General features: G+C 70.8%; 13 protein-coding genes. 8 read left to right on the top strand and 5 right to left on the bottom strand.

The annotated features are described in order from the left end of the window. Window positions 1-212: 212 nt before the first annotated feature. The gene (locus ACWD4G_RS45060; protein WP_451304464.1) at window positions 213-983 is read right to left on the bottom strand and encodes an SLATT domain-containing protein; all 771 of its coding nucleotides are present in this window, start codon (window positions 981-983) and stop codon (window positions 213-215) included. 253 nt (window positions 984-1,236) lie between these two features. Between ACWD4G_RS45060 and ACWD4G_RS45065 the strand changes: the two genes are divergently transcribed. The 4 genes from ACWD4G_RS45065 (at window position 1,237) to ACWD4G_RS45080 (ending at window position 4,334) form a co-directional block, all read left to right on the top strand. After that, window positions 1,237-1,590: a YbaB/EbfC family nucleoid-associated protein gene (locus ACWD4G_RS45065; protein WP_451304466.1), complete on the top strand. Its 354-nt coding sequence runs from the start codon at window positions 1,237-1,239 to the stop codon at window positions 1,588-1,590. 155 nt (window positions 1,591-1,745) lie between these two features. Continuing rightward, the gene (gene recR / locus ACWD4G_RS45070) at window positions 1,746-2,345 is read left to right on the top strand and encodes a recombination mediator RecR (RefSeq protein ID WP_451304468.1); all 600 of its coding nucleotides are present in this window, start codon (window positions 1,746-1,748) and stop codon (window positions 2,343-2,345) included. Further along, window positions 2,338-2,997: a DUF5063 domain-containing protein gene (locus ACWD4G_RS45075; protein ID WP_451304470.1), complete on the top strand. Its 660-nt coding sequence runs from the start codon at window positions 2,338-2,340 to the stop codon at window positions 2,995-2,997. The genes recR and ACWD4G_RS45075 overlap by 8 nt, the downstream gene beginning before the upstream one ends. 401 nt (window positions 2,998-3,398) lie before the next feature. Beyond that, window positions 3,399-4,334 carry a M56 family metallopeptidase gene (locus ACWD4G_RS45080; RefSeq protein WP_451304472.1) on the top strand — a complete coding sequence of 312 codons (936 nt, stop codon included), beginning with the start codon at window positions 3,399-3,401 and terminating at the stop codon, window positions 4,332-4,334. A 7-nt stretch (window positions 4,335-4,341) separates the two neighbouring features. Here the strand turns inward: ACWD4G_RS45080 and ACWD4G_RS45085 are convergent, their stop codons facing one another. Together ACWD4G_RS45085 and ACWD4G_RS45090 are read right to left on the bottom strand one after the other, a co-directional pair. Beyond that, the gene (locus tag ACWD4G_RS45085; RefSeq protein ID WP_451304474.1) at window positions 4,342-5,196 is read right to left on the bottom strand and encodes an alpha/beta fold hydrolase; all 855 of its coding nucleotides are present in this window, start codon (window positions 5,194-5,196) and stop codon (window positions 4,342-4,344) included. Window positions 5,197-5,241: 45 nt separating this feature from the next. Beyond that, complete coding sequence (locus tag ACWD4G_RS45090) at window positions 5,242-5,763, bottom strand: GNAT family N-acetyltransferase (RefSeq protein WP_451304476.1); 522 nt, start codon at window positions 5,761-5,763, stop codon at window positions 5,242-5,244. A 108-nt stretch (window positions 5,764-5,871) separates the two neighbouring features. On the opposite strand from ACWD4G_RS45090, the gene ACWD4G_RS45095 reads away from it, so the two are divergent. Together ACWD4G_RS45095 and ACWD4G_RS45100 are read left to right on the top strand one after the other, a co-directional pair. Further along, window positions 5,872-7,938, top strand: coding sequence for an AAA family ATPase (locus ACWD4G_RS45095; RefSeq protein WP_451304478.1), 2,067 nt, complete (start codon window positions 5,872-5,874; stop codon window positions 7,936-7,938). Window positions 7,939-8,070: 132 nt separating this feature from the next. Continuing rightward, complete coding sequence (locus ACWD4G_RS45100) at window positions 8,071-8,571, top strand: SgcJ/EcaC family oxidoreductase (RefSeq protein ID WP_451304480.1); 501 nt, start codon at window positions 8,071-8,073, stop codon at window positions 8,569-8,571. Between the two features lie 92 nt (window positions 8,572-8,663). Here ACWD4G_RS45100 and ACWD4G_RS45105 read toward each other — a convergent pair whose 3' ends face one another. Together ACWD4G_RS45105 and ACWD4G_RS45110 are read right to left on the bottom strand one after the other, a co-directional pair. After that, window positions 8,664-10,043 carry a HAMP domain-containing sensor histidine kinase gene (locus ACWD4G_RS45105; protein ID WP_451304482.1) on the bottom strand — a complete coding sequence of 460 codons (1,380 nt, stop codon included), beginning with the start codon at window positions 10,041-10,043 and terminating at the stop codon, window positions 8,664-8,666. After that, entirely contained in the window at window positions 10,040-10,786 is a 747-nt protein-coding gene (locus ACWD4G_RS45110) for a response regulator transcription factor (protein ID WP_451304484.1), read from the bottom strand. Before ACWD4G_RS45110 ends, ACWD4G_RS45105 begins: the two co-directional genes overlap by 4 nt. 320 nt (window positions 10,787-11,106) lie before the next feature. Here ACWD4G_RS45110 and ACWD4G_RS45115 point away from each other — a divergent pair, with 320 nt between their 5' ends. Both ACWD4G_RS45115 and ACWD4G_RS45120 read left to right on the top strand, forming a co-directional pair. Beyond that, a complete protein-coding gene (locus ACWD4G_RS45115) occupies window positions 11,107-12,387 on the top strand; it encodes an aspartate kinase (protein WP_451304486.1) in 1,281 nt (426 codons plus the stop codon). Between the two features lie 52 nt (window positions 12,388-12,439). After that, a complete protein-coding gene (locus ACWD4G_RS45120; protein WP_451304488.1) occupies window positions 12,440-13,513 on the top strand; it encodes an aspartate-semialdehyde dehydrogenase in 1,074 nt (357 codons plus the stop codon). The last annotated feature ends 250 nt before the right edge of the window (window positions 13,514-13,763 follow it).

The following is a 13,763-nucleotide window of genomic DNA, read 5'->3' on the forward strand; positions in this document are numbered from 1 at the left end:
CCGCGCCCCTTAAAGACACGGCCCTGCGGGCCGATGAAAAAGCGGGGCGCAGCCCCCGCTTTTTCAGGGGCGCGGGGAACTGCGCGCCCAGCCCCCACCCACCCGCAGGCGAAAAAACGGCCCCGATCCCCGGCGGGGTCGAAGGGGCACAGCCCCTGGGGACGGGACGGGTAGGGGCGGCGGGGGCGAAAAAAGGCCAGGTCAGACCCCACTCACCGCGCCTCCGGCGGCCGCTGCCGAGGCATATTCGGCCGAGCCCCCGGCAACATGGACAACCGCCCCCCAGTCCCCCCCTCCGGCCGAGACACGGCCCCCCCACCCCGCCCCCCCAACGGCACAGCCCCCCCACCCCGAAACTCCCCCATCCAATCCGCGGTCTCCACCCGCACCAGCTCCGTGATGTCCTCGGAGAACCGCCTCAGCACCCCAAGACACCGCTCCGCCGCCTCCCCGGCCGTCCCCTCCGCGGGCCCCAGCACCTCCCGCGCACTCTCCGACGCCCAGTCGAACTGCAACGCCTGCAACCGCCGCTGCACAGCCTGAGCAGTGGCCACATCCCGCATCCACCCGGACGTCACCCCGAAAAACCGATCCACCGCGACACACGCCACACAGCACAACAGGGCGAGATACCCCCAGGGCGCGACCCCGCCCACCACCCCCGTGAGATCGAGGAGCGGCAGCGCGGCCCCGGCGAGCGCCCCGACCGCCGCCCCGACCCGCAGCAGCCGCGCCCCCAGCCGCTTCCACACCCGGTCGGCGAGATACCACGCGGCGGTCTCCAGCGCCGCCCGCTCCACCCACCGGTACAACTCGTCGAGCCGTTCCGCGGGCGCCCCCCAGTCCCCGTGCGGAAACGGCCGCCCGGCCAGATCCCCGGCCCACGGCCCGCTCGCCGCCGTCCACGGCTCCGCCCACAGCCCGGACCCCTCACCCCGCCCATCCTGGGGACCCCCCTCGGGCTGCATCTCCGGCTGGCTCACCCGGCACTCCCTCTACTGACGACGCTCCTGCACGACAGCACGCGGCCGGACCCTTCCTACCTCCCAATGGGTGGCGAAGACCCCGGTTTCACCGCTTTTACCCCTGGAAGTTGCCCTTGATCAGGTATACGAATCCCCGCCGGCTTAACCCGAAAGAGTGGCAAAGCGCGGGCCGGGCCGACCACGTAGGCTCGTGGCGACCGCAAGAACGTCCCCGGAGACGTTCGCAAGGACTCGTACGAGGGAGCTGAACGTGATCCCCGGTGGTGGCCAGCCCAATATGCAGCAGTTGCTCCAGCAGGCCCAGAAGATGCAGCAGGACCTGGCGAGGGCCCAGGAGGAGCTCGCGCGCACGGAGGTCGACGGGCAGGCGGGCGGCGGCCTGGTCAAGGCCACCGTCAACGGCTCCGGCGAGCTGCGCGCCCTCAAGATCGACCCCAAGGCCGTGGACCCCGACGACACGGAAACCCTCGCCGACCTGATCGTCGCGGCCGTCCAGGCGGCCAACGAGAACGCCCAGACCCTCCAGCAGCAGAAGCTCGGCCCCCTCGCCCAGGGCCTCGGCGGCGGAGGCGGCGGCCTGGGCATCCCCGGCCTGCCGTTCTGAACGAGGAGGGCGCCGGTCCCGCTGGCGCGCGTTCCGACGCGACGTGAACAACCGCAACCCCCGCTGAACCCATCCGAGCCCCCGTACCGCCTTCCTCCGGACACCGGCGGCCGACTACGGTACGTACTGAAAGACACCAGGAAGGACGGCAGTCCGTGTACGAAGGCGTGGTCCAGGACCTCATCGACGAGCTGGGGCGGCTGCCCGGCGTCGGTCCCAAGAGCGCGCAGCGGATCGCCTTCCACATCCTGCAGGCGGAGCCGACCGACGTACGGCGCCTCGCCCAGGCCCTGCTTGAGGTGAAGGCGAAGGTCCGCTTCTGCGCGGTCTGCGGCAATGTCGCGCAGGAGGAGCTGTGCAACATCTGCCGCGACACCCGCCGCGACCCGTCGGTGATCTGTGTCGTGGAGGAGCCCAAGGACGTCGTGGCGATCGAGCGGACCCGCGAGTTCCGGGGCCGCTACCACGTCCTCGGCGGCGCGATCAGCCCCATCGAGGGAGTGGGTCCGGACGACCTGCGTATACGGGAACTTCTCGCGCGGTTGGCCGACGGGACGGTCACGGAGCTGATCCTGGCCACCGACCCGAACCTGGAGGGCGAGGCCACCGCGACCTACCTCGCCCGCATGATCAAACCCATGGGCCTCAAGGTCACCCGCCTGGCCAGCGGCCTCCCGGTGGGTGGCGACCTGGAATACGCGGACGAGGTGACCCTCGGACGCGCCTTCGAGGGGAGACGATTGCTGGATGTCTGACGCCACGCTGCACGCGACCGGCCAGAACCCGGACGACTTCGCCGTCCAGATCGCGGACCAGATCGAGAGCTTCCTGGTCGCGGTCACGGAGGTGGCCAAGGGCGACGAGCCGGACTCGGCCGTGCCCTTCCTGCTGCTGGAGGTCTCCCAGCTCCTCCTGGCGGGCGGCCGCCTCGGCGCGCACGAGGACATCGTGCCGGACGAGCGCTACGAGCCCGACCTGGGTCCCGAGCCGGACGTCGACGAGCTGCGCGAGCGCCTCGCCACGATGCTCGAACCGATCGACGTCTACTCCGAGGTCTTCGACCCCTACGAGCCCCGCAAGGCCCCCGTGCCGGCCCGGATCTCCGACGACCTCGCCGACGTCATCACCGACCTCCGCCACGGCATGGCCCACTACCGCGCCGGCCGCCACACCGAGGCCCTGTGGTGGTGGCAGTTCTCCTACTTCTCCAACTGGGGTTCGACGGCGTCGGCGACCCTTCGCGCCCTCCAGTCCCTGGTGGCGCACGTCCGCCTCAACCAGCCCCTCGCCGAACTCGACGGCCTCGACACCGACCTCCCGATGATGGGCGACGAGACCCTGGAGTTCGAGGCGGGCAAGATCATGACCGAGGAGATCACGAGGCCACTGGGCATGAAGAAGAAGTAGCCTCCCGGCGGGGGGCGTTATTCGGGTGCGGGTGGGTGGGGGTTGCTCGCGCAGTTCCCCGCGCCCCTAAAAGCATGGGCCTGCGGCCCTGGAGCGTGGGCCTGCGGCCGCGACGAACACCGGGCTGCGGGTCGGTGAAAAAGCGGGCCGCAGGCCCCCGCTTTTCAGGGGCGCGGGGCTGTGTCGATATGCGGCTCCGCCGCGTGGGCGCGACCAGCCCCCACCCACCCGCAGTCGCCAAAATCGCACCACCCCCCGAGCTATAAGGCGTCGTCCGGACAACTACCCCGGCGCCGGGGCAGCCGCATCCCCCCGATTCCCCGGTAGCGTGTTCACTCGACTCGCCCGCACACTCATGTGCACGTCCTCGCCCACCCCCGACAGGAACCGGACCCGCTGACGTGACCGTCATCCTGCCTCTTCTCGTCGCCGTGGCCCTGACCGCCGCCTGGCTGGGGCCCCGTGCCCTGCTGAGGGCCAGGTGGGCCGAGCGGGAACCGGTGGTGGCGCTATGGGCCTGGCAGTGCCTGGTCGCGACAGCGCTGCTCAGCTGTCTCGCGGCCCTGGTGCTCGGGGCCGCGGCGGTGTTCGAGACGGTCCGCACCCACGCCTTCGCCCCCGCCCCGGCCGCCGTGACCGCCGCGTACGACCTGACGGCCGCGCCGCGCTGGACGGCCGTACTCACCCTGCTGCTGGCCTGCGGCGCGGCCTGGAGCGGCGCGATGCTCGTACGGGAGCTGGTCGAGGCGAGGCGCCGCCGTACGCTGCGCCGGGCGCACCTGCGGGAACGGGCGCCCGATCTCCCGGCCGGACTCCCCGACGCGCAGGGCCCTCTGCTCGTTCTGGAGGACGAGTACCCGGACGCCTGGCTGATGCCGGGCGCACCGCCCCAACTGGTCGTCTCCACCGGCGCGTTGGCCAAGCTCACCGACCGTCAGCTGGACGCCGTACTGGCCCATGAACTCGGCCACGCCCGGGCCCGCCACGACTGGCTGCTCCACCTCTCCACGGCGCTCGCCACCGGCTTCCCCCGTATCCCGCTCTTCGCCCACTTCGCCGACCAGACCCACCGGCTGGTCGAACTGGCCGCCGACGACACGGCGTCCCGCCGCTGCGGCCACCTCACCACCGCCCTCGCCCTGATCGAACTCAACCAGCACCGGGGCGTGTTGAGCTGCGCGAGCACCCGGCGGTTGCTGGGCGACCGGGTGGAGCGCCTGCTGGAGCCGCCGCCCCGCCTGGACCGCCTCCGCCGTACGGCGACGACGACCGCCGCCGCGCTGCTGGCCCTGCTCCCCCTGCTGATCGCGTTCGCCCCGGCCCTGGGGACGCTGTAGTGGGGCTCTAGCCCTCCCGAGACGCGCGCCGGCTCCGGAGGAAGTCGAGGAGCGCGGCCGTGAGTTCGGCGGGCGCGTCCTCCTGTACGAGGTGGCCGGCGCCGGCGATCGGTTCGAAGCGGGCGCCGGGGATTCGGGCGGCCAGCTCCCGGCCCTTCGCCACCGGTATCCAGGTGTCGTCCTCGCCCCAGCAGACCAGCGTGGGGATGCCGATCTCGCCGTAACGCCCCTCGATCTCGTCGGTGTGGGCCTGGTCCGCCTGGGCGATCTGCCGGTAGAACGCGGGCCGGCCGTGCTCACCCAGCCAGGGTTGTACGAGCTGGTCGAGCACCGCCGGGTGCAGCCCGGGGCCGCTGGCCGAACTCACGTACTCCCGCACCAGCGCGCGATGCAGTGCGGGTGGCAACTGCTCGAACACACCGGCGTGTTCGCCGAGCAGCCGGAACGAGGGCGAGCCCCAGGGCGCCAGCGCCACCGGGTCGACGAGCGCCAGCGCGCGATACCGGGCACCGTGCAGCAGGTGCGCCCGCAACGAGACCGCCCCACCGAAGTCGTGCGCCACGACCAACGGCTCCTCAAGCCCCCAGTGCGCCAGAAGCTCCGTGAACACCCTCCCCTGGGCGGCCAGCGACACATCCTGCCCGGCGGACATCTCCGACGCGCCATAGCCCGGCATGTCCCACACGAACACCTGGTACCCGCGCCCGGCGAGCCCCCGCGCGACCCCCCGCCACACATACGACGAGAAGGGTGTCCCATGCAGCAGGACGACGGGCTCCCGCCCCGCCTCCCCGACCGTCCCCCACCGGACGACTCCCGAGCCGGCGCTGTGAAACGTCTCGCCCAGCGGCACTCCACCCACGACCGCGCTCCTTCCCTCGCTCCCCCGAAACACCTTCGGCCGGCCCTAGATTCCGAACGGCGCGGCGTAACGGATGGTGCCGCTGGGCAGTGGGTGGCCGATCGGGTCGAGGGTGAGGGCCATCAGGGCCTCGTCCGGGACGTCGATGGTGATCCGGATGCCGTGGGCGGAGGCCCGGGTGAAGCCGAAGCGGGGGTAGTAGGGCGGGTGGCCGAGGACGACGACGAAGTGTTCGCCCAGCTTCTCGGCCGCCTTGAGCGCGGCCCGGATGACGGCGGAGCCCGCCCCGGTTCCCTGGTGTCCGGGCAGTACGGCGACCGGGCCCAGACACAGCGCCGGGGTGTCATCGATGTGGCAGCGGGTGAGGAGGGCGTGGCCCACCACCCTGCCCGCCCCGGTGGCCGCGACGAGGGAGAGCCCGTCGATCCAGGCCTCGTCCGCCCGCAACGCCTCCACCAGGTCGGCCTCCAGCGGGGTCTCGAAGGCCGCCAGATCGATCTCACGGATGGCGGTGATGTCGTCGGCGCCGTTCTCGGCACGCGTGATCCAGCCGGTGTGAATGCTCATGCCGTGAGCATCACCCGCGCACGGCGCCCGGCACCACCGGATTCCCGTCGGCACCCGAGCGTGTCCAGTACTGTCGGACCGGCTTTCCGGGGAACAGGGGGAGGGCGAGTGACCGAGGCATCGGCGTCGGCATCGGCATCGGGGGAGCGGTCCGTCGCCGCGGGCCGGGACATCGGCAATGTGTCGACGGGCGACCACGTCACGCAGATCGCGAAGGCGACGATGCTGCCGCCGGAGGCGCTCTCACTCGATCCCGGCACCGCCCGGATCTGCCATCTCCCCTACCGGACCGAGCAGTTCGTCGGCCGCGAGCGGGAACTGCGGCTGCTGGACGAGGCATTCGGCCGAGCGGGCGGTGTCGTCGTCCACGCCGTGCACGGCCTCGGCGGCATCGGAAAGTCCACGCTCGCCGCGCACTGGGCCGCCGCCCATACCTCCGACTTCAACCCTGTCTGGTGGATCACCGCCGAGTCGGCGAGCGAACTGGACGCCGGCCTCGCCGCGTTGGGCCGCGCCCTGCAACCGGCCCTGGTCGGCGTACTGACGGAGGACGCCCTTCGGGAACGTACGGTCCAATGGCTCGCGTCCAACGACGACTGGCTCGTCGTGCTGGACAACGTCTCCGACCCCTCGGCCATCCAGCCGCTGCTGGCCCGCGCGCCGAGCGGACGGTTCCTGGTGACCACGCGGCGCGGCCCGACGAGCTGGCGGGGGATCGCGCGGACGCTGGAGCTGGACGTACTCGCGCCGGACGAAGCCGTGGAACTGTTCACCGGCGTCTACGACGGTCCCCCCGACGGCGTTGAGGAACTCTGCGACGAACTGGGGCGCCTGCCGCTGGCCGTGGACCAGGCCGCCGCGTACTGCCGCGAGGCGGGCGTCACCCCGCGCGCCTACCTCGAACTCCTCGCCCGTCGCCCGGCCGACATGCACGCGGCCACGGCGGAGGGCGGTGACGCGCACCGTACGGTCGCGCGGGTGTGGCAGGTCACCCTGGACCGGCTGGCCGACACCCCCGCCGCCCAGGGCATCCTGCGGACCATCGCCTGGTGGGCGCCGGACGGCATCCCCCGGGCGTACCTGGACGGACTCACCGACCCCGTCGAACTCAACGAGGGCCTACGACGCCTCGTCGCCTACAGCATGATCAGACTGCGGGGCGACACCCTCTCGGTGCATCGGCTGGTCCAGGCGGTGACCCGGACGGCGGAGCCGGAACTGGCCGAAGGGCTGCGCAACTTCGTCGCCCGCCGCCTGCACGAGGTGCGTCCTGTCGACACTCTCTGGGGCGAGGCGGCGCAGGTATGGGCGACACATGCGGAGGCGATGGCGAGTTGTACGTCACCGGACTCCGACACCGAGGAAATGGCGACACTCTTCATCCTCGCGGCGACCTACCTCGCGAAGGTCGATGTGGCGCGCGGCAAGGCATTGTACGGCCGGGGCGTCGCCGTTCTGGAACGTCTCGCGGGCGACGACCCCGACAGTGCCGTTGTCATGAGCCTGGAGTTGCCGCTGTTCCACCTGGCGAGCGGCGACTACGACCAGGCGGTACCGCTGCTGGAACGCAACCTGGCGGAGGCCACGGCCCAGTTCGGCGCCGGTGATCCACGAACGCTGAGGGAACGTGACCTGGTGGCCGTCTCGTTGTGGAACACGGACCCCGTCAGGGCGGCGGCGCTGGCACGCGAGAACGTCGAACACGCGACGCTCGTCCTGTCCCCCAACGACCCGATGCTGGTCGGTTTTCGGCTGAAGCTGACCATGCTGACCTGGGAAGATCCGGATCTGTCGGCCATCGATGCCCAACTCGCCGAAGTCACCGGGGTGTTGGACGAACACGACGCGCACTTCGCGGCCCTCCGAAGGATGCGTCTCGACGCACTGATCAAGGCCGGTGAGACACGGGTCGCTCTTGAACTGGCCGAGCGGTTGATCGTGCTGCACCGGGATTTCGTGGGGGACCTGAACCTCCTGACCGTGGACCTCCGCATGAAGCACATCCGTCTTCTGACGCGGGTCGGTGAGTGGCATCGCGCGACGGAACTCCTCGACGCGCTCATGGCGGAGTGCGTGGCGGCCGCGGGCGGAGACCGGCAGGACGATCGCCCGCTTCAGCATGTGATGAGCTATGTGCGCGAGTTGTCTCAGTGGTCGCGTGAACACCATCCGTAAGTTGGCCACCCCCTGCACCGGCCCTGTACTTGCGTTGCACGGCCCCTAACCGGCTCCGCGCGAATCTGGAGTCACTTCCACCGCGGACGAAAGCGGAGGCAGTAACACCCCACATTCGCCGAGGAGTCAACGATGACCCGCAAGAACCGCATACGCGCCGCCATCGTCACCGCCACCGCCGTCGTGACCGTCGGTACCGTCGCCGCCGGTGTCAGCCTGGCCGGGGCCGGGGCCGCGCCGAAGAAGCCCTCCGAGAAGGAGATCGCGGCGCTCTTCGACGGCTGGAACGCGTCCCTGCGGACCGGAGATGCCGAGAAGGTCGCCGACCGCTACGCCAAGGACGCGGTGCTCCTGCCCACCCTCTCCAACGAGGTCCGCTCCGACCGCGCCGGCATCGTCGACTACATGGAGCACTTCCTGGAGAACAAGCCGGTCGGCAAGAAGATCGAGACGCACATCAACGTCCTCGACAGCGACTCCGCGCTCGACGCCGGCGTCTACCAGTTCACGCTCACCGACAAGAACACCGGCGAGAAGAGCGTCGTCGAGGCCCGCTACACGTACGAGTACGAGAAGCGGAACGGCGTCTGGAAGATCGTCAACCACCACTCGTCGGCGATGCCCGAGGGCTGATCAGCCCGGATCAGCGGTCGGCCCCCCAGCCGTGGCTGAGCCTTCCACCCCCCGGCTCAGCCACCCCCACCCGGCTGGGCCTTCCCCACGGCTCAGCCACCCCCGTGTCGCGCCGCCCGCAGGGTGAGCGCGACGCACAGACCGCCCCTCGGCGCGTCCTTGAGGGCCACGGTTCCGCCGTCGTCGGTGACGAGTTGCTTGACGACGGCGAGGCCGAGGCCGGAGCCGGACTTGCCGGTGAGGCCCTGGCCGCGCCAGAAGCGGTCGAAGGCGCGGGACTTCTCGGCGTCCGACATACCGGGCCCCTCGTCCAGCACCGACAGCACCACCTCGTCGCCCCTCGGCTCCACCAGGACCGTGATGGTCGCACCGTCCGGTGAGACCTCCAGGGCGTTGGAAAGCACGTTGTCCAGGACCTGTTCGAGATGACCGGGACTGGCCAGCACCAGCAGCCGGCCGTCGGCACTCCCCCTGAGCGTGATGGTGACTCCGCGCTCGTCGGCGGCCGGCCTCCACACATCGAGACGCTCGTCTATGACCTCCCGCAGGGAGAGCGGTTCCGCCGCCGAAACCTTCGCCTCGGCCCGGGCCAGCACCAGCAGACCGTTGACCAGCCGGCTCATCCGGACCACCTCGGCGGTCGCCTGCTCCACGTCCTCCCGTACGAACTCGTCGTCCACACCGTCCGCGATGTTGTCCAGGGAGAGGCGCAGAGCCGTGAGAGGGGTGCGGAGCTGATGCGAGGCGTCCGCGACGAAGATGCGCTGCGAGGCGATCAGCGTGTCCAGGCGCTCGCTCGCCTGGTTGAGCGTGCGCGCCAGGGTCTGGGTCTCCTGCGGGCCGGTGACCGCGGAGCGCGCCTTCAGATCGCCGTCGCTCATCTTGCTCGCCATCTCGTTGAGCTGGCGCAGCGGAGCGGTGAGCCGCCGGGCGGCGAAGACGCCGATGACCGCCGCCGCGACCAGCACCAGCACGGCCAGCGCCGCCCGGAAGCCCCAGATCGTCCACAGCCGGTAGGTGAGATGGTCGGTGGAGAAGACGATCCGTACGGCGCCGACGACCTCGTCCGTCTCCTTCCCGTCCGCCGTGCGCTCATGGGCGGGGACGGTGATCACCAGGTTCTTGCCCCAGATGAACTTCGAGCCCCAGTCGACGGTCTTCTCACCGGCGAGGGCCTCGGCCAGGGCCGCGTCCCGGTCCGGCTGCTCCAGGTCCCTCGGTACGCAACCGTTGGTGGTCGCGATCTGGACCTTCTCCCGCTTCGGGTAGGCCTTGGCCATCTGGATCAGGGCCCGGCAGGAGGCGTCGCTCCCGGTGCCCAGCAGCCGCGCCATCGTCTCGGCCTCACGCTGCACGGACTGCTTGGTGTCCCCCCGCAGCTGATCGGTGAGCGTGAAGGCCACCGGCACGGTGAACAGGGCGATCGCCACAGCCACGAGCAGGACATAGCTGCGGATGAGCTGACGGATCATGACGTTCCGCCGCTCCCGCTCGCGCCACCGGCGCCCGTACCCGCGCCGCCGCCTGCGCCAGGGCTCGCGTCCTCGGTCACGATCAGCCGGAACCCGACCCCCCGGACCGCCTCGATCGTGATCGCCCCGGCCAGCTTGCGCCGCAGCGCCGCCACATGGACGTCCAGGGTCTTGGTCGGCCCGAACCAGTTCGCGTCCCAGACCGCCTCCATGATCTGCTCCCGGGACATCAGCGCCCCCGGCTCCTCGGTGAGGAAGGCGAGCAGGTCGTACTCCTTCGGCGCGAGCCCGACCTCGGTGCCGTCGAGGTGCACGCGCGCGGCCTTGCGGTCGAGGGTGAGCCGGGGGCCGTAGCGGTCGGGCCCGGCGGCGGGCGCGTCCGGTGTACGCGGCTGCATCCGCCGCATCACCGCCCTGATCCGGGCGATGACCTCCCGCACCCCGAACGGCTTGGACACATAGTCGTCCGCGCCCAGCTCCAGCCCGACCACCCGGTCCGTCTCGTCACTGCGCGCGCTGATCACGATGATCGGCACCGCGCTGCGGTCCCGCAGCGCCTTGCAGACGTCGAGTCCATCGGTGTCGGGCAGCCCGAGATCGAGCAGCACGACGTCGTACGGTCCCTCGTACGACAGGGCCGCGCCGCCCGTGGTCACCCACTCCACCTCGAAGCCGTACCGAAGGAGCCCGCGTCTTAGGGACTCCGCGACCGGCTCATCGTCTTCCACCAGAAGTACGCGCACGGCAACGAACCTTAGTGCTTGAAAGTTGCGCTTCCTGCGGCGTGGGGCCTCTCGTGTGACTCGGGGCACTTTTCCGGTGTGTCGTCGACTGTTCGGCGGGGAGGTGGGCAGAGACGTTCCCGGAGCGGCCGGATGTCCGGGCGAGAAGCCGGGAGAAAACCGGCGGACGCCCGGAGAAATCCGAGGTGATCAAGGGGTGAGCGGGACATCTCACCATGCGGGAGCTCGGCAGGGCATTTCGGCCGCTCGTTAGACTGAGCCGACCGCCGCAGTACGTGTGTATGTGCGGATAAGGGACTGAAACGGAGCGAGGAGCGCACGTGGGCCTTGTCGTGCAGAAGTACGGAGGCTCCTCCGTAGCCGATGCCGAGGGCATCAAGCGCGTCGCCAAGCGGATCGTGGAAGCGAAGAAGAACGGCCACCAGGTGGTCGTCGTCGTTTCCGCGATGGGCGACACGACGGACGAGCTGATCGATCTCGCCGAGCAGGTGTCGCCGATGCCTGCCGGGCGTGAGTTCGACATGCTGCTGACCGCCGGAGAGCGTATCTCCATGGCGCTGCTGGCCATGGCGATCAAAAACCTGGGCCACGAGGCCCAGTCGTTCACCGGCAGCCAGGCAGGCGTCATCACCGACTCGGTCCACAACAAAGCCCGGATCATCGATGTCACGCCCGGCCGTATCCGTACGGCGCTGGACGAGGGCAACATCGCGATCGTCGCCGGCTTCCAGGGTGTCAGCGCGGACAGCAAGGACATCACCACGCTGGGCCGCGGCGGCTCCGACACGACCGCCGTCGCGCTGGCCGCCGCCCTCGACGCCGAGGTCTGCGAGATCTACACCGATGTCGACGGCGTCTTCACCGCCGACCCCCGGGTCGTGAAGAAGGCCCGGAAGATCGACTGGATCTCCTCCGAGGACATGCTCGAACTGGCGTCGTCCGGTTCGAAGGTGCTGCTCCACCGCTGTGTCGAGTACGCCCGCCGCTACAACATCCCGATCCACGTCCGCTCGTCCTTCTCCGGACTGCCGGGCACCTGGGTCAGCAACGAGAAGCCAGAGTCGCAAGGGGACCACAAGGTGGAGCACGCCATCATCTCCGGAGTCGCCCACGACGTCTCCGAGGCCAAGGTCACGGTCGTCGGCGTCCCGGACAAGCCGGGCGAGGCCGCCGTGATCTTCCGCGCCATCGCGGACGCCGAGGTCAATATCGACATGGTGGTGCAGAACGTCTCCGCCGTGACGACGGGCCTCACCGACATCTCCTTCACCCTCCCCAAGACCGAGGGCCGCAAGGCGATCGACGCCCTGGAGAAGAACAAGGACGCCATCGGCTTCGACTCCCTGCGCTACGACGACCAGATCGGCAAGATCTCGCTCGTGGGCGCCGGGATGAAGACCAACCCCGGTGTCACCGCCTCCTTCTTCGAGGCCCTCTCCAACGCGGGCGTGAACATCGAGCTGATCTCGACCTCCGAGATCCGCATCTCGGTCGTCACCCGCGCCGACGACGTCCCCGAGGCCGTACGCGCCGTGCACACCGCCTTCGGCCTCGACTCCGACAGCGACGAGGCCGTCGTCTACGGAGGCACCGGCCGATGACCGTCCGCCCGGTCCGCTCGTACGGTCGGTACGACGGCGGTGTCGGCCGCTGATGGCCGCCGATGCCGGGCGAACCGGCAGGCCGACGCTCGCCGTCGTGGGTGCGACCGGCGCCGTCGGCACGGTCATGCTCCGCATCCTGTCCCACCGCGCGGACATCTGGGGCGAGATCCGTCTCATCGCCTCCCCGCGCTCGGCCGGCCGCAAGCTGGCCGTGCGCGGGGAGGAGGTCGAGGTACTGGCGCTGACCGAGGAGGCCCTCGACGGCGTCGACGTCGCCCTCTTCGACGTGCCCGAGGAGATCGCCGCGCACTGGGCGCCGATCGCCACCGCCAAGGGCGCGGTCGTCGTCGACAACTCGGGCGCCTTCCGGATGGACCCGGACGTCCCCCTGGTCGTCCCCGAGGTCAACGCGCACGCCCTGCGCGCCCGTCCCCGGGGCATCGTCGCGAACCCCGGCTGCACCACCCTCTCCATGGTCGTGGCCCTGGGCGCCCTGCACGCCGAGTTCGGGCTGCGCGAACTGACGGCCTCCTCGTACCAGGCGGTCAGCGGCGCCGGCCGCGCGGGCGTCGACACCCTGCGCCAACAGCTCTCCCTCGTCGCCGGCACGGAACTGGGCACCACCCCCGGTGACGTACGGCGGGCCGTGGGCGACAACACGGGCCCGTTCCCGGAGCCGGTGGCCCTGAACGTGGTGCCGTGGGCCGGGGAGCCCGCCGACGACGGCTGGTCCTCGGAGGAGCTGAGGGCCCGCGCCGAGACCCGCAAGATCCTCGGCCTTCCCGCCCTCCCCGTGGCCGTCACCTGCGTCCAGGTCCCGGTCGTCACCGCCCACTCCCTCACCCTCCACGCCCGCTTCGAGTCCGGGGTGACGATCCCCAAGGCCCGCGAGATCCTCGCCACGGCCCCCGGCATCGTCCTCTACGACAACCCCGCCGCCGGTGAGTTCCCCACCCCCGCGGACGTCGTGGGCACCGACCCCACCTGGGTCGGCCGCCTGCGCCGCGACCTGGACGACCCCACCGCCCTCACCCTCTTCGTCTGCGCCGACAACCTCCGCAAGGGCTCCGCCTTGAACACCGCGCAGATCGCGGAGCTGGTGGCGGGGGAGCGGGGGGTGTAAGGGGCTGAACTGGGCCGGTGTCTACGGGGCACCCGGCGCCGGGGCTGGCCGGGCCGGGGTCGCGCTTACCGGCGCTCGCAGGGCGCCGCTGCGCCCACCTGTGCCGCCCCAGCGGCACGATTGCCCGCAGCTAAGTGGAACGGCGGGTCAGCCGCCGTACGGACGGAAGGGGCCGGGCCGGTGTGTCATATGTCCGTCGCGTACAGCCGGCTCAGCAAAGTTCACGCCATCCAACCCCCGAGCAGTACGT

Source organism: Streptomyces sp. NPDC002643 (assembly GCF_053592555.1).